17 protein-coding genes and 2 tRNA genes are annotated in these 21,586 nt (G+C 62.9%); 7 read left to right on the top strand and 12 right to left on the bottom strand.

Annotated features, from left to right (window positions below; all coding sequences use genetic code 11):
- Positions 1–45: 45 nt before the first annotated feature.
- Positions 46–978, bottom strand: coding sequence for a diacylglycerol kinase family protein (locus HMI60_RS13125; RefSeq protein WP_227453530.1), 933 nt, complete (start codon positions 976–978; stop codon positions 46–48).
- A 120-nt stretch (positions 979–1,098) separates the two neighbouring features.
- Here HMI60_RS13125 and HMI60_RS13130 point away from each other — a divergent pair, with 120 nt between their 5' ends.
- The 4 genes from HMI60_RS13130 to HMI60_RS13145 all read left to right on the top strand — a co-directional run bounded on the left by HMI60_RS13130 (position 1,099) and on the right by HMI60_RS13145 (position 4,200).
- Positions 1,099–2,037, top strand: coding sequence for a J domain-containing protein (locus HMI60_RS13130; RefSeq protein ID WP_039242159.1), 939 nt, complete (start codon positions 1,099–1,101; stop codon positions 2,035–2,037).
- A 66-nt stretch (positions 2,038–2,103) separates the two neighbouring features.
- Entirely contained in the window at positions 2,104–2,571 is a 468-nt protein-coding gene (locus tag HMI60_RS13135) for a tRNA (cytidine(34)-2'-O)-methyltransferase (protein WP_039242162.1), read from the top strand.
- 77 nt (positions 2,572–2,648) lie between these two features.
- A complete protein-coding gene (sigK, locus tag HMI60_RS13140) occupies positions 2,649–3,365 on the top strand; it encodes an ECF RNA polymerase sigma factor SigK (RefSeq protein ID WP_144401306.1) in 717 nt (238 codons plus the stop codon).
- 1 nt (position 3,366) lies between these two features.
- On the top strand, positions 3,367–4,200 hold the full coding sequence (locus HMI60_RS13145) for an anti-sigma factor (protein ID WP_039242163.1): 834 nt from the start codon (positions 3,367–3,369) through the stop codon (positions 4,198–4,200).
- An 81-nt stretch (positions 4,201–4,281) separates the two neighbouring features.
- On the opposite strand, the gene HMI60_RS13150 is transcribed toward HMI60_RS13145, so the two are convergent.
- The 6 genes from HMI60_RS13150 to HMI60_RS13175 form a co-directional block, all read right to left on the bottom strand.
- On the bottom strand, positions 4,282–5,685 hold the full coding sequence (locus HMI60_RS13150) for a gluconate:H+ symporter (protein WP_193589782.1): 1,404 nt from the start codon (positions 5,683–5,685) through the stop codon (positions 4,282–4,284).
- Positions 5,682–6,227, bottom strand: a complete 546-nt coding sequence (locus HMI60_RS13155) for a gluconokinase (protein ID WP_193589783.1) — start codon at positions 6,225–6,227, stop codon at positions 5,682–5,684. Before HMI60_RS13155 ends, HMI60_RS13150 begins: the two co-directional genes overlap by 4 nt.
- Positions 6,228–6,301: 74 nt before the next feature.
- A complete protein-coding gene (locus HMI60_RS13160; RefSeq protein ID WP_018776479.1) occupies positions 6,302–7,081 on the bottom strand; it encodes a PIG-L deacetylase family protein in 780 nt (259 codons plus the stop codon).
- 5 nt (positions 7,082–7,086) lie between these two features.
- On the bottom strand, positions 7,087–8,040 hold the full coding sequence (locus HMI60_RS13165; RefSeq protein ID WP_018776480.1) for an electron transfer flavoprotein subunit alpha/FixB family protein: 954 nt from the start codon (positions 8,038–8,040) through the stop codon (positions 7,087–7,089).
- 14 nt (positions 8,041–8,054) lie between these two features.
- A complete protein-coding gene (locus tag HMI60_RS13170) occupies positions 8,055–8,858 on the bottom strand; it encodes an electron transfer flavoprotein subunit beta/FixA family protein (RefSeq protein WP_035733182.1) in 804 nt (267 codons plus the stop codon).
- Positions 8,859–9,091: 233 nt separating this feature from the next.
- Positions 9,092–10,747 (bottom strand): S1C family serine protease, encoded by a 1,656-nt coding sequence (locus HMI60_RS13175; protein WP_193589784.1) that lies wholly within the window; start codon positions 10,745–10,747, stop codon positions 9,092–9,094.
- Between the two features lie 321 nt (positions 10,748–11,068).
- Here HMI60_RS13175 and HMI60_RS13180 point away from each other — a divergent pair, with 321 nt between their 5' ends.
- Positions 11,069–13,123: a TPM domain-containing protein gene (locus HMI60_RS13180; RefSeq protein WP_018776484.1), complete on the top strand. Its 2,055-nt coding sequence runs from the start codon at positions 11,069–11,071 to the stop codon at positions 13,121–13,123.
- Positions 13,124–13,222: 99 nt separating this feature from the next.
- Positions 13,223–14,011 carry a PspA/IM30 family protein gene (locus HMI60_RS13185; RefSeq protein WP_018776485.1) on the top strand — a complete coding sequence of 263 codons (789 nt, stop codon included), beginning with the start codon at positions 13,223–13,225 and terminating at the stop codon, positions 14,009–14,011.
- Between the two features lie 80 nt (positions 14,012–14,091).
- On the opposite strand, the gene HMI60_RS13190 is transcribed toward HMI60_RS13185, so the two are convergent.
- From HMI60_RS13190 to HMI60_RS13210, 5 genes are all read right to left on the bottom strand, one after another.
- A complete protein-coding gene (locus HMI60_RS13190; RefSeq protein ID WP_227453531.1) occupies positions 14,092–14,916 on the bottom strand; it encodes a GntR family transcriptional regulator in 825 nt (274 codons plus the stop codon).
- A gap of 129 nt (positions 14,917–15,045) precedes the next feature.
- Positions 15,046–15,119: transfer RNA gene (locus tag HMI60_RS13195), tRNA-Met, on the bottom strand.
- Between the two features lie 317 nt (positions 15,120–15,436).
- Positions 15,437–15,510: transfer RNA gene (locus tag HMI60_RS13200), tRNA-Met, on the bottom strand.
- Between the two features lie 154 nt (positions 15,511–15,664).
- Positions 15,665–18,649 carry a UPF0182 family protein gene (locus HMI60_RS13205; RefSeq protein ID WP_193589785.1) on the bottom strand — a complete coding sequence of 995 codons (2,985 nt, stop codon included), beginning with the start codon at positions 18,647–18,649 and terminating at the stop codon, positions 15,665–15,667.
- 126 nt (positions 18,650–18,775) lie between these two features.
- Complete coding sequence (locus tag HMI60_RS13210) at positions 18,776–19,930, bottom strand: PDZ domain-containing protein (RefSeq protein WP_018776488.1); 1,155 nt, start codon at positions 19,928–19,930, stop codon at positions 18,776–18,778.
- 213 nt (positions 19,931–20,143) lie between these two features.
- Here HMI60_RS13210 and HMI60_RS13215 point away from each other — a divergent pair, with 213 nt between their 5' ends.
- Entirely contained in the window at positions 20,144–21,580 is a 1,437-nt protein-coding gene (locus HMI60_RS13215; RefSeq protein WP_039242198.1) for a zinc-dependent metalloprotease, read from the top strand.
- Positions 21,581–21,586: the final 6 nt, after the last annotated feature.

Here is a 21,586-nt window from a genome sequence, read left to right on the forward strand (position 1 = left end):
CGAGTCTAGCCGCCCGCATGGAATCCTCCGCCTGGGCAAGGCAATCTAGGCAAGGACGTGCAGCGCAAGCGGAAGGACATCGATGTCCACCGGCAACGCCGCGAGCCGTTCACCGTCCGCGTAGGCCACCACGCCCTCTGCCTCCAACCGGACCTCCCGGACGCGGCGGATCATCACCTCGCGCCTGGCCGTGTGCTTGCCCGCAAAGACCTTCGGAAAAATGGCAAGGAATTTCAGCCGCGACAACGGCTCCACCACGAAGAGATCAAGCCAACCATCATCCGGCAAGGCATCCGGGGTGATGCGCATGCCACCGCCGATGGATTGCCCGTTTGCCACGGAAATAAGCAACGCCCGCTGGTTCCAACTCACACCGTCAGCACAGACGCTGTATTCAATCCGGCGAAAAGACCCAAGCTCCCTCAGCATGGCCAGGTTGTAACGGCTTTTCCCCCGCGGCCAGCGCCAGGAGTTGGCGCGCTCGTTCACTGCGGCATCGAACCCGGCCGACAGCACCCCCGCGAAATAGGTGGTCTTCCCTCCTGCCCTGACCCTGCCGACGTCGACCCTCCGTCCGCCCGCCGCCAAGGCGTCCAGGACCCGCCGGCACGCACCAGCGGGACTGTTCAACGGCAAAGCCAAAAGCCTGGCCACGTCATTGCCCGTTCCACTGGGAATGATCCCGAGCGGCACCTCCAGGCCTGCGAGCGCGTTGACGCCCAAGTGGATCATTCCGTCACCACCTACCACTACCAGCGCCGCCACCTCCTCATCAGAGGACAGCGCCTGTCGCACCAGCGCATCCAAGGGCTCATAGCCGCCGGCCTGAAGAACGACGACGGCCCAACCGGCGGCGCGAAAGTACTCTGCGGCCTCGTCCCCCGCCCCGCGGGACCTGCCAAAAGAAGCCGCCGGGTTTACGGCCAGCACAATCTTTCCCTGCGCCACGGAGGGCCGGGAACGTTCCGGAGGAGTCACAGCCCGAATTATGCCAGCCGGGGAACCACGCGCCCCCGTACCGACGTTCACATAGTGGCTGGATAAACTTGCCAATACCGCCCCGATGGAGCGGCCGTCATCCTAGAGAAGGGCCCGTGCTTGGCCGAGGGCAGCAGTTCGCACTATCAGGTTCTCCGAGTAGCCGTCACCGCGACGGACAAAGAGATCAAAGTGGCCTACCGCAAGGCTGCCCGGAAAGCCCACCCCGATCACGGTGGAGAGGCAGAGATGTTCCGGCGCGTAACCCTCGCGTACGAGACACTCATCGACCCCCGGCGCAGGGCCGAGTACGATCGCCGTTATGCCAGCGGTACCACCGAACGCGCCCAGGCCCGGCCCGGAGACTATTCGGGCACGGCGGCGCCAGGACCATCGGCAAGCACCAACGTCAAGCGGCCTCCAACGCAGCGCAACACTGCCGGCGATCCACCGGTCTACGTTCCCGCCTTCGACGACCCCAACGAAGTCCCCCTTGTTTCGGCAGCCGAAGCGGCCCAACAAGTCCACGGCCTCCCCCGCAAACGCGGAATCTTCGGCGCCGAGGCCCGCATCCAACGGGAAATGCGCACGGTGCAGCTCATCAGCCGCCAGGTCCTCCCGGCCATCCCGGCCGCCCGGCTGATAAACGGCCTGCGCTCGCCGTCGGACAACAACCACATCGACCACGCTGTCCTGTCCGGCTACAGGCTGGCATTGGTTGGTTCCATGCTGCTGCCCAAGGGCGCATACGCCTGGGACGGACAGTCATTGCGCCATGGCGGCCGCTCGGTCGCTCCCCCGCAACTGGCCCACATTGTCCGCCACATGCAGGACATCTTCCCGGAGTTGAACGTCACGGGCTGGGTAGTCCTGCACAGCCCCGACGGCAACCTGCATGAGCCCGTCATTGATCATTACGGCAAGGGCCAGGGCAGCGCCGTCGAGATTGTCAACGGCGCAGGTCTTGTCCGTGGCCTGAAGCAATTCCTGGGTTCGGGACCCGCGCCAAACACGGTTGTGGTTCCCGTGTTGGCCAGGCTGCTTCGGGGTATGCACTAGCTCCTGGCATGCCCTGGCTCCCGGCCTGTGTCAGGTGTCCAACACACGCCTGACTAAGATGGGACGGTGTTCCGCATCCTCTTCCACACTCCAGAAATCCCGGGCAATACCGGCAACGCCATTCGGCTCGCCGCCATTACGGGCGCCGAGCTTCACTTGGTGGAGCCCCTCGGTTTCGATTTTTCCGATGCCAAGCTTCGGCGGGCCGGCCTGGACTACCACGACCTCGCTGTCGTCACAGTCCACAAAGACATCGAGGCCGCCTGGGAAGCCCTGCAGCCCGAGAGGGTCTTCGCCTATACCTCCGACGGCGAGACGTCCTATACAGACATCGACTACCGCCCTGGTGATGTGCTGATGTTCGGACCCGAATCCGTGGGCCTGCCGGAATGGCTCAAACGGGACCCGCATGTCACTGCACGGGTACGGCTCCCCATGAGGCCGTCGTTGCGCTCGCTCAACCTTGCCAATGCCGCCTCCATCGCCGTTTTCGAGGCATGGCGGCAGAACGGTTTTGCCGGCGCCAAGGTGTAGCCCATCCACGGCGGCCACAGCACCGAATACCTTACGCAGGGACAATCCTGTCAGGGACATTCATTGAGGGAGCCTCCGTGAGCGCGTTGCAGACCAGGGCCTTAACACAACACGGCCATATCGCCGCACCCGCAACGCGACCCCGCAGTGCTGCCGGATTCAGACGCGACAACATATGCTGGACTGTAATGGACACCCCCAACAACCCCGGCCCACCGGTCTTCGAAGCTACCAGCACTGCCACTGACCTCAATACGCAGTTGACCGGCCTGCTTGAGCTGGTGGCAGCAAGAGACCAGCAGGCATTCGCCGAGTTCTATGCACTGACCTCGCGGCGTGTTTTCGGCATGGCCAGGCGCGTGCTCATAGACCCGGACCTCAGTGAGGACGCCACCCAGGAGGTTTACATCCAGGTGTGGCAGGGTGCGGCCAATTTCGACCGCAGCGCGGGAACGCCGCTTGCGTGGCTCATGACCATCGCCCATCGCCGGGCCATCGACCGTGTGCGGGCTGTCCAGGCAGCCACAGACCGCGAGGCCCGCTACGGCGCCGCGAGCCAGGACCTGGACCGGGACCTGGTGGCCGAGGAAGCAGACAGCAACCTCGAGGCCGAAGCCGTCAGCCGCTGCCTCGGCACCTTGACGGACACCCAGCGTGAATCCGTCCGTCTGGCCTACTATGGCGGGCTGACCTACCGGGAAGTGGCTGAACATCTCGGCGCGGCCGTGCCAACCATCAAATCGCGCATCCGCGATGGATTGCTGCGGCTGAAGACCTGCCTGGGGGTGGGCTGATATGACTGAGAACACCGGTGGAGGCTTTATCCGCAGAATGTTTGCCAACGACATCGCTACAGATCTCGCTGAGGGCCGAGTGCTCGAACTCGCTGAGATCTACGCCCTGGACGCCGTCAGTGACGACGAACGGGCCATGATTGACGACTACGTCAAGGACGCTCCCGAGGGAGCCGAGTTCTTCCAGCGGGTCCGCGAGGCACGCGAAACCCTGGCGGTGAGCTTCACCGCCCAGGACGAGCCTCCCGCAGGCCTCTTCGGGAACATCATGGAACGGATAACCCAGGAGGCAACGGCCCCGGCAGCTGCGGAACCGGCGGCACCGGCCGCGGTGAGTCCCGCCGTCGACGACCTCGCAGCGGCGAGGGCCAAACGCGAAGAGCGGCAGCGGGCCGGCGGTGCACGCCGCTGGATCGTGGGAGTGGCGGCAGCCGCAGTGATCGGCCTCGGCGGAATCGGCGTGGGAGCTTATGTCTCGGCGCAGAACGATCCCGTCAACCAGGTCCTGCAGGCGCAGGATGTGCAGAAGCAGTCCGCCCCTGTTCCCGGCGGCGGTACTGCCACGATTTCCGCGTCATCGGCCAAGGATTCGTTCGTGGTCCTGATGGACGGGGTGGCCCCCGCTCCTGAAGGCAAGGTCTACCAGCTGTGGACGCTGCCCAAGGACGGCTCCGCGCCGGTTCCGCAGGGCACCATGGACGCCCAGACGCTCTCGAAGCCGGCGGTGGTGAAGGGCTTGTCTTCGGCGTCGTCCGTTGCCATCACCGTTGAACCAGCCGGCGGGTCGCAGGCTCCCACGAGCGCTCCGGTCCTGGTGGTCGCCCTCAGCACCTGAGGCGCAAGGAATTAATGCACGACGGCGGCCGTCCCACCTTAGGGACGGCCGCCGTCAGTGTTTGCCGGCTGGTTCCTGGAGCTACAGCACCAGCGACAGGAGCATCACGAAGCCGAACCCGACTACGGAAATGAGCGTCTCCATCACGGACCACGTTTTGAAGGTCTGGCCTACGGTGAGCCCGAAGAGCTCCTTGACCAGCCAGAACCCCGCATCATTGACGTGGGACAGGAACAGCGAACCCGCACCGATTGCCAACGCGAGCAACGCCGCATGGGTCGGACTCAGGCTGCTGGCCAGCGGCGCCACAATGCCCGCAGCTGTCACGGTTGCCACCGTGGCGGAGCCGGTTGCGAGGCGAAGCGCTACGGCAACGATGAAGCCCAGCACCAGGACGGACATATTGGCGCCCTCGGCCCATTTCTTCACCGCGTCACCCACACCGGCACCGATCAGCGTTTGCTTGAAACCGCCGCCTGCGCCAACGATCAAGAGGATCGCAGCGATCGGACCAAGGCTCTCACCCAGCTTGGCCGTGATCCTGCTGCCCGTGAATCCCACGGCATAGCCGAAGGTCACGATGGCCACCAGGACCGCGAGGGTCATGGCCACCAGCGGCTGGCCAACGAAGTCGAAGAAGATCCGGATGGCCGGTGCGGTGTCGGGATTTGGCCAGATGATGCCGCCCAGGGCCTTCAGCAGCATCAGGACGACCGGGAAGATGATGGTCAGCAGGGTGACCACGAACGAAGGCTGGCGCTTGACCTCGCTGAGGTCCGTCGTGTGCCGGGTATCAATACCGCCAGCCACAGCCGGCGCATCGACAGGAACCCAGCGTGCAGCCAGACGCGAAAACAGCGGGCCACAGATGATGACTGTGGGGATTGCCACCAGGATGCCCAGGCCGAGGGTAGTTCCGAGTTCAGCCTTCACAGCACTGATGGCGATCAACGGTCCCGGGTGCGGAGGCACAAGCCCATGCAGTACGGACAGGCCGGCCAGCGCCGGGATCGCGATCCTCATGAGTTTCATCTTGGATCGCTGCGTCACCAGCACAATCACGGGCAGCAGCAGGACGAGCCCGATTTCGAAGAACATCGGCAAGCCGATGATGACGGCCACCAGCGTGATCATCCAGACCAGCTTGTTGCCGCTTGCCTTGGCAAGCAGGGTGTCCACCACGCGGTTTGCTCCGCCGGAATCCGCGAGCAGCTTCCCCAGCATGGCACCGAGGGCGATCAGCAGCCCGACCTCCTTGAGGACACCTCCCACACCGTCCTCGAAGTTGGTGATGACCTTGCCCAGTTCAACACCGGACGCCAGGCCAACGAAGGCGGAACCCAGGACGAGGGCCAGGAACGGATGAAGCTTGAGCTTGGCGATCAGCACCACGATCAGGGCAATGCCCAGCGCTGCCACCACAAGCAGTTGGGTGTCGTGCCCGGTCCATTCCTGCACCTGCGACGCCGTCTGGAGGGCAATCACTTAACGCCCGCTTCGGAGTCCCCGGTCACAGGGTGCAGCCCCAGGCGTTCAATGACCTCTTCAGCTTCTTCGGCAGGAGAGGCCGAAACGCACAGCGAGATGTAGTTCTCGTCTTCCGTGGGTTCCTCCAGCGCCTCGAACTGCGATTCCAGAAGCGACGGCGGCATGAAGTGTCCATGCCGGGAAGCGAGACGGTCGGAAATCTTGTCCTTGCTTCCCTGCAGGAACACGAACACCACACCTTCGCCCCGGAGCACGTCACGGTACTTCTTTTTCAGGGCTGAGCACGTAATGATGGCCGGCACTCCGGTATCAGCACGCTCTCGGATCCACTCCGAGATGATGCCGAGCCAGGGCCAGCGGTCCTCGTCAGTGAGCGCCTGTCCCGAGTGCATCTTGGCTACGTTCGCTTCGGGGTGCAGATCGTCGCCTTCGGCCAGATCCCATCCCAGTTTGCCGGCCAGTACGCCGGCCACGGTGGACTTCCCTGAGCCGGAGACTCCCATAATCACCAGAACGGGTTGTTGCGCAGTCTTCGCCATCAAAGTCTGCCTTCCTCGAATAAATATGATTTAACCGAGATCAAGCATATGACACGGGTTACACCACGGCAACGTCAGAAGCCGGCGATGGTACTGGATCCGTTGACTGACACCACGTGGAATGCCTCAGCGCTGGTTCCCGAAGGGAGGCCGCCCCGCTCTCCATTCGCCAGCATCATTCCCCGGACCACCCGCTCCATCCCGGCGACATCGGGGTGCTGGCTGGCGTGAACCCGAATGGCCTCGATCTTGGCCTCCACGTGGGCGGATACGTCCACAAAATGGTTCTCCCTGGACTCCGGACTCGAGATGAACCACAGCCACGGAAGCTTGTAGGCCGCAAGGCCAGCCTCCGCCAGTTCGGGGTACGCGAACGGATTCTCGACTGCCGGATATACCGCCCGGGTCACCGCCTCCCCCGCGGCCAAATGGTCGGGGTGGCTCTTTTGAAGACGGTCCCAGTTGCGTTCCGGGTGCATGGTCAGAACAATGTCCGGGCGGATTTCGCGGATAAGCTTCACCACCTGCTTGATGACGCCGTGTGACGGTTCCAGATAGCCGTCGCGCTCGTGAAGATAGTGGATATCCGTGACACCCACCAGCGCGGCAGCCCGTTGCTGCTCCTCGGCCCGGAGCTCAATGATCCTGGCACGGTCCGCGGGATCAAAACCGCCGGCGTCGCCGTCGGTCATGATGCAATAGCTGACTTGGACGCCCGCGGCCGTCCACGCGGCTATGGTTCCTGCGGCACCGAAATCAATGTCATCAGGATGGGCAGTAAAACAAAGCACCCGCTCGACGCGCTCCGTGGAGGCATCGAACGGGCTCTTTGCTGACGTGGCGTCAGTGGGCAAAGGGATCAGCCTTTCCGCTTCTTGATTTCGGCCGTGGCCTGCGGGATGACCTTGAACAGGTCACCGATGATGCCGTAGTCGGCGATTTCGAACACCGGCGACTCGGCATCCTTATTGACGGCGACAATCACCTTGGACGTCTGCATGCCGGCCTTCTGCTGGATGGCTCCGGAGATCCCGGCGGAAATGTACAGCTGCGGCGAAACCGTGACACCGGTCTGGCCCACCTGGGCATCGTGGCCGATCCATCCGGCGTCCGTGGCGGCGCGGGAAGCGCCCACAGCGGCACCGAGGGCGTCCGCAAGCTCTTCCAACGGACCGAAGTCGCCGTCCACGCCGCGGCCACCGGCCACCACAATCCTGGCTTCGCTGAGATCCGGGCGGCCACTGACCGGTTTCTCGGCCCGTGCCGAAATACGGGCCGCATTCGCAACGGCGTCGCCGGGGACGTCCACCGTCGCCGTGGCGGGGGCAGCTGCAGCGCCGGCAGGTGCCGGTTCAACGTTGTTGGCCTTGACCGAAAGGACCGTCACTGCAGTTGTGGCCTTCGCGGAGGTGTTGTACGAGCCGGCCAGGACCGACTTGTGCGCGGTTCCGTCAGGCTCCACTCCCACAACATCCGTGATGACTCCGGCGTTCAGCTTGATGCCAAGCCTGGCGGCGATCTCCTTGCCTTCAGGAGAGTTGTCGAGCAGGACGGCCGTGGCTCCGGACGCTGCGGCGGCGGCAGCCAGGTACGCAGCCTTGGGACCCACGAGGTAGTTATCGAGGTCGTCCGTCGACGGCCGGTAGACCGTCGTGGCGCCGTAGGCACCCAAGGTGGCGGCGACGTCGTCGGACAACTCACCGGTGAACGCGACGGCGGTCTCCCCCAGCGAGCGGGCGATGGTCAGGAGCTCCAGGCTGCTCTTCTTGAGAGCGGCTCCCGGGTTGTCAATGAAAACAAGTGCATTTGCCATGGTTGGAGTCCCCTTTAGAGCAGCTTCTGGGCGGCAAGGAAGTCGACCAGCTTGATGCCAGCGTCGCCTTCGTCGGTGATGATGGTGCCGGCAGTGCGCGGCGGCCGTGCTTCGGCGGACTCAACCACGGTCCAGGACCCGGCGAGGCCAACCTGCGAGGCGTCCACACCGATGTCGGACAGCGCCAGGGAGGTGATCTTTTTCTTCTTGGCCGCCAGGATGCCCTTGAAGTTGGGATAGCGGGGCTCGTTGATCTGGTCAGTCACCGAAACAACGGCCGGAAGCGCAGCCTCAACCGTCTCCGAGTAGGGACCTGCGTCCCGGCGTGCCGTGACGCGGCCGCCCGCGATCTCCAGGCTGGACGCGAAGGTCACCTGCGGGAGGGACAAACGCTCGGCCAGCTGGGCCGGGACCAGCGACGTCTCACCGTCGGTGGATGCCATGCCCGTCAGGACCAGGTCCACCGGACGTCCGTCGGCCGAGAGGTGCCGGATCGCAGCGGCAAGCGCCAGCGACGTGGCAGCAGCATCCGAGCCTGCCAAAGCGTCATCGCTGAGGTGGACTCCCGAATATGCGCCGATCTGCAGCGACTTCTTGACCGCGTTGACCGCACCCGACGGGCCCATGCTCAGGGCAATGACCTCGTTGCCCGCTTTCGGTCCGCCGCGTTCCTCGGCCAGCTGCAATGCTGCCTCGAGGGCATACTCGTCCAATTCGGACAGGATGCTCTCTTCACGGTCGGTTGTGTTGGCAGGTCCGGTGATATGCCGGTCGAACTGCGCGTCCGGGACGTGCTTGACCAGAACGACAATCTTCAATGTCTCTTCCACTGTCTTCGAAGCAGCCTTCCATGCTTGTGGACGGCCAACCGCAACAGCGTGGCCGTGAATTGCCCAGCGCGTGGGCTCGTCCTAGCTAAGCATATTGCCCGCAGAAAACCACTCCCAGCGTTAACCCCTGTTTCAGTCCTGCGGAACCACTCCGGGACGGCACGACGACGGCCCGCACCTCAAAGGTGCCGGCCGTCGTCATGGTTTGCCTCTCCCGGGCCTTACTGCTGCGCCGCGTCGAGGGTGACCTCGACTTCCTGGCTCTGGCCACCACGCTGGATGGTGACCTTGACCTTGGCGCCTGCAGGCTGCTCCCGCACCGCTGCAGTCAACTGGTTGGGATCGCTGACAGCGTAGTCACCGAACTTCGTGACGACGTCCCCAACCTTGATGCCGGCCTTTGCTGCGGCAGAACCGGAGGTCACCGAGGCAACCTCCGCGCCCACGCTGAACCCTGAGTCGCTGCTGGTCGCAGACTTCGCCCGGACCGAAACGCCGAACTGGCCGTGGCTGGCCTTTCCGGAATCGATGATTTCCTGGGCCACGCGCTTGGCATGGTTGATAGGGATGCTGAAGCCCACGCCGATGTTGCCGCTCGACGAATCGGACGTGCCGCTGCCGGCGGATGCAATGGCGACGTTGACGCCGATGATCTCGCCCTTGCTGTTCACCAACGCGCCGCCCGAGTTGCCCGGGTTGATCGCAGCATCCGTCTGGATCACGTTGATGGCAATGGAACCTTCGTTGGCGGTGGACTGACCCTGCTGGCCGTTCGGCGGCGCAAACTGGAAGCCCTGGTCGCCGCCCTGCGAATTGTCGGTGCCCTCCTTCGGCGCTGCCGAAGAAGCCACGCTGATGGTGCGGTTGAGGGTGGAGACAATACCGTCCGTCACCGTACCGGTCAGGCCCAAGGGCGAACCGATTGCGACGGCGGTGTCCCCCACGTTGATCTTCGACGAGTCACCCAGGGTGGCAGGAACCAAACCCGAGGCGTCGCTGACCTTGATGACGGCGAGGTCGGACAACGGATCCGTTCCGACAACGGTTGCCTTCAGGACCTTGCCGTCGCTGGTACGGACCTCGATGGCGGCGTTGGACGTAGCGCCATCCAATGTCACGACGTGGGTGTTGGTGAGGATATGGCCCTGATCGTCCAGGATGACTCCGGATCCGGTTCCGCCTTCATTTCCGCTGGTGGCCTTGATGGTGACCACGCTGGGTGAAGCCTTGGCGGCCGCGGCGGTGATCACGTTGACATCATCCTTGTTGTTCACGATGACGGTGCTGGACTGGCCACCCGTGGACGCTGCCGGCGCGGGGTTGTCCCACAACGCGTTGCTGCCCGCGACAACTCCACCGCCAATGAGGCCCGCTGCGAGCATGCTCGCCACAAGTGTTCCCACTCCGAACGCGGGCTTGCGTTTGGTGGTTACGGTCGCGTGATGGACTCCCTGAGCGTGCTGGCCCTGGGGGTGCTGGCCCTGGGTGCTCTGGAACTGTGGGCCGGGGTTGTTGCCGCCCGGGTTTGCTCCGCCACCGTAGAAGGGCTGGTGCTGCGGGTAGTTGGGGCGCTGCGCCGGATCCTGATGCTGTGGAGTGCCGTAGTAGGGCTGCTGGTTCTGCGGCTGGCCTTGCTGCTGACCATGGCCCTGCTGCTGGTCCTGCTGCTGGTCCTGGGCCTGCGGCTGGAACGCCGGCAGGGGCGTCGTGGCCTGGGACGCGCCATCCGCGCCCTGGTTTTGCCCTGAAGTCCAGGCAGGTTGCTGCTGGGCGCCATCGTTGTGCCCGCTGGCATCATTGTGCTGGCCCGACGTTGCATGGGGCTGTGATGGCTCTCGACCTTCCGGTCCGTTGCCCTGCGCTGGGTTCTCCGTCATGGGTCTTCCTTTCGTCCTCGTCTTCAACAACTATGTACCCAATAACTGGAACAAAAGGGGACGTTCGCTGGGAGCTTCCTGAAAGGCTAAGGTCTGCGCTTGCGGGGCCGCCTAGATGCCTCTCAACGAGGCAACAATCCATGTTTCTCCTATATTTCGCTGGTGGCATATTCACCCCTGTGGACGGGCCATGGGGTGCACCATAGAATCAAGAGGAATTGCCACAGCGACCTGCGGCTTTACACCATGCGTGGGGGCGCTGAGCATTCTGTGACGATTGGTACGCCTTGTTCCAGTCGCAGACGTGCTGAAGGGTTGCACATGCGGTCAATATTTAAACGCGTACTCGCTGTCATTGGCGTGGCTGGATTGTTGGCCCTACCGGCCGGCGCGGCTTGGGCCGCGGATCCAGTCACAATCCCGTCCGGTCAAAACATCGTGGACGATGCAAACCTCCTGGGAAGCCGCAAGGGTGAAGTCCAGGACGCCATCCAGAAGACGCTCAAGGACCACAAGTACAACCTGTACGTGGTGACGGTGGATTCGTTCGAGAACCCGACGGATCCCAAAGAATGGACAAAGGCCGTCGCGACAGCGAAGAAGATGGGCAAGGCAGACGCCATCCTCGCCATCTCCGCTGCTGGCCAGTACAACTTCGTAGTGAACTCGGCGAGTTCAATTGCCTCCAAACAGGCCAACATCACGCAGAACGCGGTGACCGCCAATCTCGCAGGGGGTAAGAAAGACTTTGCCCAGGCCGCGATCGATACTGCAGCCGCCATTGGTGATGCCGCAGGCGGAGGCAGCGGGACTGTTCCGAGCGGAAACGGAAGCGTCGGCGTCCTTGTCGGAATCGGTGTTGTAGCTGCCGGCGGCGCGGGAACCTACCTGTATCTCCGAAACCGGCGTAAGAAGGGCGGTACCAAAGCCGTCAGCGCCAGCTACGGACCGCAAGGCGAACAGCTTGACCCGCTCGCGGGCCTCAGTATCCCGGAACTGCGTCAGAAGAGCGGCTCGCTGCTGATCGAAGCAGACGACGCCATCCGCTCCAGCGAACAGGAGCTGGGCTTTGCGCAGGCGCAGTACGGTGACACCGCGATTGGCAACTTCACCAAGGCCCTGGAAGAGGCCAAGGGCCACATGACGGAGTCCTTCAAGCTTCAGCAGCAACTGGACGACCACATCCCGGACACTGAAGAACAGCAGCGCAGCTGGCTCGGCGAGATCATCCGTCGTTCCGAAGCAGCCCTGGCGTCCTTGCGTGACCAGAAGGCTGATTTCGACTCCCTGCGCGAACTGGAAAAAAACGCGCCGCAGGCCTTGGCAGCAGTGACGGCCGGGGCGAAGGAAGCCGACGCCAAGATCGCCAACGCCGAGCAGTCTCTCGACGGCCTCCGTGCCAAGTACGCTGAATCCGCGTTGACCCAGGTCTCCGACAACATTTTGCAGGCCAAGGAACGCCTGGCGTTCGTCCAGAACGCAGCAACCACGGCAGAGGAGAAGCTGACGGCTGGCGAGAGCAGCATGGCAGCAGTTGCTGTGCGCGCTGCTGAGGAAAGCCTTCACCAGACCAACATCCTGATCGAGGCCATCTCCAAGACTGCCGGCAGCCTGGATGAAGCACGCGCCTCCCTCGATGGTGCCGTAGCCGAGACCAGTCAGGACCTCGCCCAGGCAAGGGCGATGATCCAATCGGGTGCCCATCCGGAACTCGCGGGACCGGTGGCCGGTGTGGAAGCCGCTTTGGCACAGGTGAAGACCGAAATCCAGGGCGGCAAGATCGATCCCATTGCCACTCTCAGCCGAGTTGAGTCGGCCCACCAGGCCTTGGACCAGTCGCTCTCCGGTATCCGGGATCAGCAGGAGCAGGCCCGTCGTGCGCAGGCCTCACTGCAGCAAACCATCATGGCTGCACAGGCCCAGATCAGTGCGACCTCGGACTACATCACGGCTCGTCGTGGTGGCGTTGGTACAGAAGCCAGGACACGGCTGGCCGAAGCCCAGCGCAATCTCGACTACGCCCTGTCCATCTCCCGCAATGACCCGGTGACCGCGCTGACCTACGCTCAGCAGGCCCACTCGCTGGCGGCACAGGCCGCCCAGCTCGCACAATCCGATGTCGACCAGTTCGGCTACGCCGACCAAGGCTATGGCCGCGGCGGCATGTTTGGCGGCGGAGGCGGTGGCGGGGGCCTTGGCGGCGCAATCCTAGGTGGAATCCTCATCAACTCCATCCTGAATGGCGGCGGAGGTGGCTGGGGCGGCGGCCACAACGACGGCGGTGGAGGCGGCGGCTTCTTCGGCGGCGACTCAGGCGGCGGCGACTTCGGCGGCGGTGGGGGCGACTTCGGCGGCGGCGACTCCGGCAGCTTCTGACCCAACAGACTAAGTGGGGTCCGTGCCCCGCATAGAAGCGGTACAACAACTGATCACTGAATTCAGTGGGCATCACTGAGCAGGACGAAAGGCAACACCATGGTTAAGCAGTCCATTTTCGGTCGGATCTCGCAGCTGGCAAAGGCCAACATCAACGCCTTGCTTGACCAAGCAGAAGACCCGCAGAAAATGCTGGACCAGATGGTCCGCGACTACACGAACAACATTGCCGAAGCCGAGTCCGCCGTGGCACAGACCATCGGCAACCTCCGGATGCTGCAGGCGGACTACAACGAGGACATCAAGAACGCACAGGACTGGGGCAACAAAGCCTTGGCCGCGTCCCGGAAAGCCGACGAGTACCGCGCAGCTGGCGACACCGTGGATGCCCAGAAGTTCGACAACCTGGCCAAGGTGGCCATCCAGCGCCAGATGACCGCAGAGTCCGAGGCAAAGGCGGCCGAACCGAGCATCGCGTCCCAGACCGAGGTCGTGGACAAGCTCAAGACCGGGCTTGACCAGATGAAGAACAAGCTCAACCAGCTCACAGCTAAGCGCAATGAGCTGGTGGCACGTTCCAAGACGGCTGCCGCGCAGTCCCAGGTACACGATGCCCTCAAGAGCATCGACATCATGGATCCCACGAGCGAGGTTGGCCGCTTCGAGGAAAAGATCCGCCGGGAAGAGGCCAAGGTCCTCGGCCAGCAGGAGCTTGCCAGCTCCAGTCTCGACGCACAATTCAACCAGCTTGAGGACCTTGGTGAGCAGACGGAGATCGAAGCCCGTCTTGCTGCACTGAAGTCCGGCGGCTCCAAGCCGGCAATCGGCGCCGGAGCCCCTGCATCCGCCGAGGCGACGGTCGACGAAGCTGACTTCGACAAACTCTAGGCCGAACGGGAGGGTACCCCCTTCCACGCGTTGCTGACAGCCAAGTGGGCAGGATCCCGAGGGGTCCTGCCCACTTCGTTTTAAGCGCTGGCCGCCTGTCCTTCGGTGGATGACGGCGTTTCTTGCCCCGGGCTGGCATCTGTTGCAACCTCGGCGCGAATTTCGAATCTCTTCGGATGGAAATAGGTCACTGTGCACTCCAGGACCTCTCCATGGGGTCCAAGCGTGGTCCTTTCGAGCCTGGGCACCATCGCGAACCCACGCACGTTCAGAGCGTCTGCAAGGTGCTCAGGGGGTGCATGCATGGTCACGGTGATCTCGGCACGATGGAGGGGCTTCAGCGTTCTGTCCTGGATGACCTGGTAGATGGAATTCCGCTCGGCGTCAGCCAAGCTGATGTGCCGCCCAATATGTGAGGGAATGAAAATCTCCGCAATTGCGTACGGCCACCCAGCACTCGAGTAGGAACGTCGGATTACCAAGACCAGGTTGTCATCGGAAACCAATTTCGCTGGAACACTGCGGTCCTTTTCCATCCATTTGTATTCGATGAGGCCCTTGACGGTCTTCATGCCGGCAGCGGTAAAGGTTTCCATGAAGGGTGCCAGTCGATTCAGCATCTTCACCGGGCGCTGGGCCATCACGAAAGTGCCCTTCCCCTGCCGACGGACCAGCAGCCCCTTGGACACCAGCGTTTCGATTGCCTTCCGGACAGTCGTTCGGCTGATCCCATATTCGTCCATGAGGGCCTCTTCGGTTGGAATGCGCGATCCCGGTTCCAGACGGCTCACTTGGTCCGTCAGGACGTCAGCCACCTGCTGGTACACCGCTACAGGGCTGTCCCTCTGAAGTGTTTTGTGCTCGGGGCCTGAGTTGACGTCACCATTGACCATAGGCTGTCCCATCGAAGAATTTTTCCTGCCTCAGCAAATCCGGATTCGATGCTAGCACCCACGTCGTCAACGACATCTTTCAGCGCCCTGGGTTAAACAAAAGATCCGGACCAGTTTCACTGATCCGGATCTTTACTCCAGTTGCGGGGACAGGATTTGAACCTGTGACCTCTGGGTTATGAGCCCAGCGAGCTACCGAACTGCTCCACCCCGCGTCGCAAGAACAACTCTACCCCACGGTTCAGGGTGTCTCTGACCATAGGCCATCAAAGGTGCCGCAGATCACGCTGCAGTCTTGGTCCACATGAGCGAGGGTCGCGCCCAAACAGCCGGGACGTGAGCAAGGGTTGGGAGCAAACACGCGGGACGTGAGCGAGGGTTGGGAGCAAACAGCCGGAACGTGAGCAAGGGTCGCGCCCAAACAGCCGGGACGTGAGCAAGGGTTGGGGGCAAACACGCGGGACGTGAGCAAGGGTTGGAGGCAAAACAAAAGGTCCGGATCAGCTATAACTGATCCGGACCTTTTCTCCAGTTGCGGGGACAGGATTTGAACCTGTGACCTCTGGGTTATGAGCCCAGCGAGCTACCGAACTGCTCCACCCCGCGTCGCAAGAACAACATTACCGTCCGGTGAATGGCAGACCAAATCCTGGCGACGTGATGTGCATCTCCCCCCGCCTCACGGATGGTCGGCACGTGCAAAAAAGGCCGGCACCCGCTCCATAAGGAGCGGGTGCCGGCCTTCAATCGACGCGCGGCCTTAGCTGCTCGGCGATGGTGACGGCGTCGCGCTTGGAGTAGCTGACGGCGTCGACGATGTCCCCAGTCGGGCTTCAGCGTCCATGGCCTTCTTCAAGGCTTCTGACAGCTTGTTCTGCTGTTCGCCGTAACCGGCAAAGTCACCCTTGGCAAGGGCTCCTTGACCGTCCTGGATGGCCTTATTGGCCGCCTCCAAGGCTGCCTTGAGGTCAGCCTTGGCATCCGTAGGTCCGGCTGGCGGGGTAGTTGTTCCCGGGGGCGTGGCGGGCGTCTGGCCATTATTGGCCGAGTCGCCCGCCGTGGCTCCGGAGTTGCCGCCGAACAGTTGGTCCAGGGCCGCGTCAAGCGTCGGCGCAAAACCGATCTTGTCGCCGAAGGCAACCAAGACACGCTGCAGTGTCGGGTAGGACGTCTCACCCGTGGATTTCAGGTAGACAGGCTGGACATACAGCAGGCCGCCACCAACGGGCAAGGTGAGCAGGTTGCCGTTCAGAACGTCGGACGCACCTTGGCGCAGGAGGTTCAACGCCTGTGACACTGTGGGGTCCGAGTTGAACTTGTTCTGCGCCTGTCCCGGACCAGGAACCTGTGTGTCGGTTGGCAGTTGCAGGAGCCGCAGCTTGCCGTAGCTGTCTGCCTTGACGCCCTTGACGTTGCCGGCGTCGGAATCTGCCGCAAGGAAGCCGTACAGAATGTTCCTGGCGTTTCCGTTCACGGTTTGCGGGATGAACGACGAGGTCAGCTGGAACGCAGGCTTCTCCTGGTCAGGCATCTGCAGGGACATGTAGAACGGCGGCTGCTTTACTGCCTCGGAAACGGTGGGATCGTTCGGAACGCTCCACGCGTCGTTGTTCTGGTAGAAGTTGTCAGGATCCGTCACGTGGTAGCGGCCCAGGAGTTCACGCTGGACCTTGAAGAGATCCTCCGGGTAGCGGACGTGGCTCATGAGGTCGCCGGACATCTCCGAGTACGGCTTGATAGTGGTCGGGAAAACCTTCTGCCATGCCTTCAGGATGGGGTCCTGGTCGTCCCAGGCGTAGAGGTTTACCGAACCGTCGTAGGCATCAACCGTGGCCTTGACCGAGTTCCTGATGTAGTTCACGGAGCTGTTCGGCAGGGCAACGGTCCGACCGGCGCTGGTCTGCGAGTCAGCCGTGGCGTTCTGCAGCTGCTGCGGCTGCGAATACGGGAAGTACTGGCTGGTGGTGTAGCCGTCGACAATCCACTTTACGCGGCCGTCAACCACTGCCGGGTAGGCATTGCCGTCCACCGTCAGGTAGGGAGCAAGTTTCTCCACCCGTTCGCGGGGATTGCGGTCGTAGAGAATCTGCGATTCAGCGTTGACGCCGTCCGAGAGCAACAGGTCCGAAGACTGGAACTTGATGGAGTAGAGGATTCGGTTGAGCCAGTTGCCCACGTTCGGGCCACCATTGCCATTGAAGGTGTACTGCGTCTCTCCCCCGCCTTCGCGGCTCGCCGGACGGTCCTGCTCGCGGTTCGGAGCGCCATCCGGGGCACCAACAATCGAGTACTCGGGCGAGTTCTCACCGAAGTAGATCCGGGGCTCGTAGGTAGTGTCGTTGCCCAGGACACCGTTGGACGGAATGCCGGACTGCAGGAACTCGGGCTTGCCGTCAGCGGTGAACTTGTTGCCCTTTGCAGCCACCACGCCGTAGCCGTGCGTGTACACGATGTGCCTGTTGACCCAGGTCTGCTGGTTCGCGCTCAGGCCGTCGGGATTCAGTTCACGGACTGCAATCACCGTGTCCTGGACCTTGCCGTCCACCATGTAGCGGTCGACGTTCAAGGTCTGCGGGAACTGGTAGTACGGGCGGAACTGCTCAAGCTGGGCAAAGGCCGATGAGATGAGGTTCGGGTCAAGGAGCCGGATGTTGGCTGCGGTCTGCGCGTCCGCGGCCAATGCACCGGCTGTCGCCGTCGTCGTGGCGTTGTAGGCAGAGACATCAATCTTGTCCAGGCCGTAGGCAGACCGCGTCATGTTGATGTTGCGGTCGATGAATTCCCGCTCAAGGGTGTTCTCCGAGGGGCGGACCTGGAACTGCTGGATAACCCAGGGATAGACGCCGCCGGCGAGGATCGCCGTGATTACCAGCATCGCGGTACCAATGACCGGCAAGCGCCATCGGCCGATCACCGCAGCAATAATGAACAGGATGGCTACCAAAGCCGCGGCAACTGCGAGGATCGCCTTCGTGGGCACCACGGCATTGACGTCCGTGTACAAGGCGCCGGCCCAGCGGCCGGAGTTGCTCTGGACGGTGGTGTACCTGTCCAGCCAGAAGTTGACGCCCAGCAGGATCAGGAAGAGCGCGCCCGTCACCGCAATGTGGATCTGCGCTGCACGGCTGGTGAAGATGCCCCGCTCCATGAGGCGGATGCTGCCATAGAGATAGTGGGTGAGGATGCCGGCGATGCCGGCCACCACGGTAATACTGATGAGGAACCCGGTGACGAAACCCAGGAACGGCAACGACATCAGGTAAAAGCTGATGTCGAGGTTGAACAGGGGGTCCGTTTGGCCGAAGGGCTCCTGGTTGAAGAACAACAAGGCTTTTTGCCATTGGCTGGCTGCCGCGCTTCCGGCAAAGAGTCCGAAGAGAATAGGCAGGCCGATCATGACCACCCGACGGACAGGCTCGAGCTGCGCCTGGTAGCGGTTGAGGTTATCCCGGGACTCCGCATCAGGAGCGTAGACGGGGCGTGAACGGTACGCGATCCTGATGGCAAAGAAGACCGCTGCGAACATCATGGCGAAACCGACCAGGAACGTGATGATCCTGGCAAGATTCTCCCGAAGATAAACTTCGAAGAAACCAAGCTGCTGGTACCAGAGGACGTCAGTCCACACATTGGCGAAGAAAATGAACCCGACGACGGCCACGGCCACGACAATGAGCGTCGGAGTCAGGGCACCTCGTCTCAGCGGTGATCTTCCGGGCGGGTTGGAGCTGGCGGGACGGGACAAACTCTGTACCTCATTGGTGTCAGTGAACAGTCGGTGTGCGAGTACTTGACATTCTCTGCCGCTGGGATATGGCGGAGGCCGTCATATATGCCACGAGTGGCGGTGGAGCTAAGTTCCACCGCCAGTCTAGTTGTTTGTGCAGGTGGGAAGGCCCGCCGTGTCCTGTCCGGACCCGAGTCGCTCCACGGCAGCGGTCGCGTCGGCCAACGTCTCCACTTTGACGACCTGAAGTCCATCCGGGACATGCCCCACGACGTCGGAACAATTCGCCGCCGGAGCCAGGAACATAGTGGCTCCGTGCTGGCGGGCACCGATCATCTTCTGCGCAATGCCGCCAATCGCGCCCACGTTGCCGTCGGCGGTGATGGTGCCTGTGCCGGCGATGTGTTTGCCCCCGGTCAGATCACCCGGTGTCAGGTTGTCCACGATCCCCAAAGCGAACATCATTCCCGCACTGGGACCTCCAACGTTGTCCAGCGAAATGCTGACATCAAAAGGAAAGGTGAAATCGCTCGACAACAGCACCCCGAGGACATACCGGTCAGCCTGGTTCCTGGTGGGGGTAACTGTTTCGGTGACGAGGGCGCCATTCCGCTCCACCCCGACGGCGACCGGAGCACCCGCGCCCGCGGCAAGTTCGGCCTGCACTACGGCCATCGAGGTGATGGCCTTCCCGTTGATGGTCTTCAGGCGGTCACCTTCCTTGATCTTGCCGGCGGACGGCGAAGGGTCCGACAAGCCGGCAACATCCAGCCGCTGCTCAAAGGGAATATCCAGCTGCCGCAACGCTGCGGCCACTGCATTCTCCTGAGATGTCTCCATGTCGATTTCGCCCTGCTGGACCGTCTGCTCTGCAGTGGTGCCCTTGGGATAAATGAGTTCCTCGGGGTAGATCGCCTTGGAACTGTCGAGCCAGGCACGGAAGACATCGAAAATGGTGGCGGGAGTCTTGGGACCGCCGGTCATGACCACCGTAGTGAGGTCAAGGTTCCCTTTGGCCGGGAACGCCTCGTGGCCGGAAATGCTGATGACCGGCTTGTCACCGTCCTTGCCCAGAGTATTGAACGTCGGGCCGGCCGACTCAATGACGTACGGGACCGGCAACGCGGCCGCCCCGATGCCGAGGCCCAAAGCCAACAGCCCTGAAATCACCATGATCATGTAGCGGCCGTTACCCGGCGGTGCGGGAGGCACCGTGGAGGGATCGGCGTCGGACTTTTGACGCGGATCCTGGCTCTGGCGCGAGGTAAAGGAGCCCTCGGGGCTGGGTGAAGTAAGCATTGAGGCCTCTCTTTTTCCGGCATGGCGTGACCGGTTCCTATGGCTTGCTCCCGCCGCAGGCGGCGGCAGCACATACCAAACATCAACACTACGCGGTACGGCGCAGCTGTACTGCTTTGCCTACAGCGAACGACGCCGCGTCCGGGCAGACAGCTTTCCGGCCGCGCGGTACGGTGAAAGAGATCACCAGCCAGTTCGACGATCGGCGGCACCATGACTTCCAACCCAAACAACCCGTCCAACGACGACGAGACTCCCAAGGATCCCCTGGCAGAAATGCTGCAGAACCTTATGGGCGGACAGGGCATGGGCAACATCGATCCCGCTGAACTGGCCAAGGCTGCGGGCCTGCCCAACGATCCCCAGCTGCTCCAGCAAATGTTCGCCCAGGTCCAGGCCATGATGAGTTCCACCTCCGAGGGCCCCGTGAATTGGCAGCTTGCGCATGAGAACGCCCGCCGGGTGGCCGCCTCCAGCAGCGACCCATCGGTCACTGCCCAACAAGCCAGGGAAGTCGACGAAGCCCTGAGGCTCGCCGAACTATGGCTCGACCCCGTCACTGACCTGTCCGCCACAGGATTGATCGGACGCGGCTGGTCGCGCGCTGAATGGGTGGAAGCGACGCTTGGGACCTGGAAGCGGCTGACCGAACCGGTAGCGAACAGCGTTGCCAACGCTTTGTCCAATGCACTCACCCAACAAATGCCCGAGGAAATGAAGTCCATGATGGGCGGAGCCTCCTCCATGCTGCAGAACATGGGCGGAGCGATCTTCGGCATGCAGTTGGGCCAGGCAATCGGTGCCCTGTCCGCGGAAGTTGTCAGTTCCACTGATATCGGTGTCCCATTGGCGGACCTGGAAATGGCACTCCTGCCGGCGAACGTAGCCAAGTTCGGCGAAGGGCTCAGCCTGCCGGAGAACGACGTCCGTTTGTTCCTGGCCGTCCGTGAAGCAGCGCACGCCAGGTTGTTCGTGCAGGTTCCGTGGCTGCGTGGCCACTTGCTCGGTGCCATCGAGGCCTACGCCCGCGGCATCCACATCGACATGTCCCGCATTGAAGACCTGGCCCGGGATCTCGATCCCAGCAACCCCGAAGGCATCCAGGCGGCTCTGTCCCAGGGCGTCTTCACTCCGGAACGCACCCCCGTGCAGACGGCCGCCTTGGAAAAGCTTGAGACTGCCCTCGCTCTTGTCGAGGGTTGGGTGGACGAACTTACCGCTGAGGCCACCGACAAGGTCCTGCCCTCCGCGACCGCCCTGCGTGAGACCGTCCGACGCCGGCGCGCCACCGGTGGACCGGCAGAACATGCCTTCTCTTCACTGGTCGGCTTGGAGCTGCGTCCTCGACGCCTCAGGGAGGCTGCCACCTTGTGGGCCACCCTCAAGGAAGAGCGCGGCATCGCCGGACGCGATGCCATCTGGCACCATCCGGACCTGCTGCCCACCGGCGCCGACCTGGACGATCCCAAGGGCTTCTCCGAGCGCAGGCGCCTCGCCGAGGCAAGCGACAGTGAAGTGGACGATGCCCTTCAGAAACTGTTGGACGGCGGCTACGAAACAGCCGACGACGCTGGTGAAACCGAATCTTCCGACACCCCGGCCGACGAGCCTGACTCCGACGGCAACGATCCCCAGCCGCCGGTTAAATAACCGGGT

Origin of the sequence: Paenarthrobacter sp. YJN-D, assembly GCF_015040335.1 — a bacterium.
GTDB classification, from domain to species: Bacteria; Actinomycetota; Actinomycetes; order Actinomycetales; family Micrococcaceae; genus Arthrobacter; species Arthrobacter nicotinovorans.

Excerpts from the sequence above, each read along its gene's own strand:
- HMI60_RS13210 (WP_018776488.1), bottom strand. The coding sequence starts at position 19,930 with ATGCTTACTTCACCCAGCCCCGAGGGCTCCTTTACCTCGCGCCAGAGC.
- HMI60_RS13145 (WP_039242163.1), top strand. The coding sequence starts at position 3,367 with ATGACTGAGAACACCGGTGGAGGCTTTATCCGCAGAATGTTTGCCAAC.
- HMI60_RS13175 (WP_193589784.1), bottom strand. The coding sequence starts at position 10,747 with ATGACGGAGAACCCAGCGCAGGGCAACGGACCGGAAGGTCGAGAGCCA.
- HMI60_RS13185 (WP_018776485.1), top strand. The coding sequence starts at position 13,223 with ATGGTTAAGCAGTCCATTTTCGGTCGGATCTCGCAGCTGGCAAAGGCC.
- HMI60_RS13155 (WP_193589783.1), bottom strand. The coding sequence starts at position 6,227 with ATGGCGAAGACTGCGCAACAACCCGTTCTGGTGATTATGGGAGTCTCC.
- HMI60_RS13215 (WP_039242198.1), top strand. The coding sequence starts at position 20,144 with ATGACTTCCAACCCAAACAACCCGTCCAACGACGACGAGACTCCCAAG.
- HMI60_RS13190 (WP_227453531.1), bottom strand. The coding sequence starts at position 14,916 with ATGGGACAGCCTATGGTCAATGGTGACGTCAACTCAGGCCCCGAGCAC.
- HMI60_RS13165 (WP_018776480.1), bottom strand. The coding sequence starts at position 8,040 with ATGGCAAATGCACTTGTTTTCATTGACAACCCGGGAGCCGCTCTCAAG.
- HMI60_RS13180 (WP_018776484.1), top strand. The coding sequence starts at position 11,069 with ATGCGGTCAATATTTAAACGCGTACTCGCTGTCATTGGCGTGGCTGGA.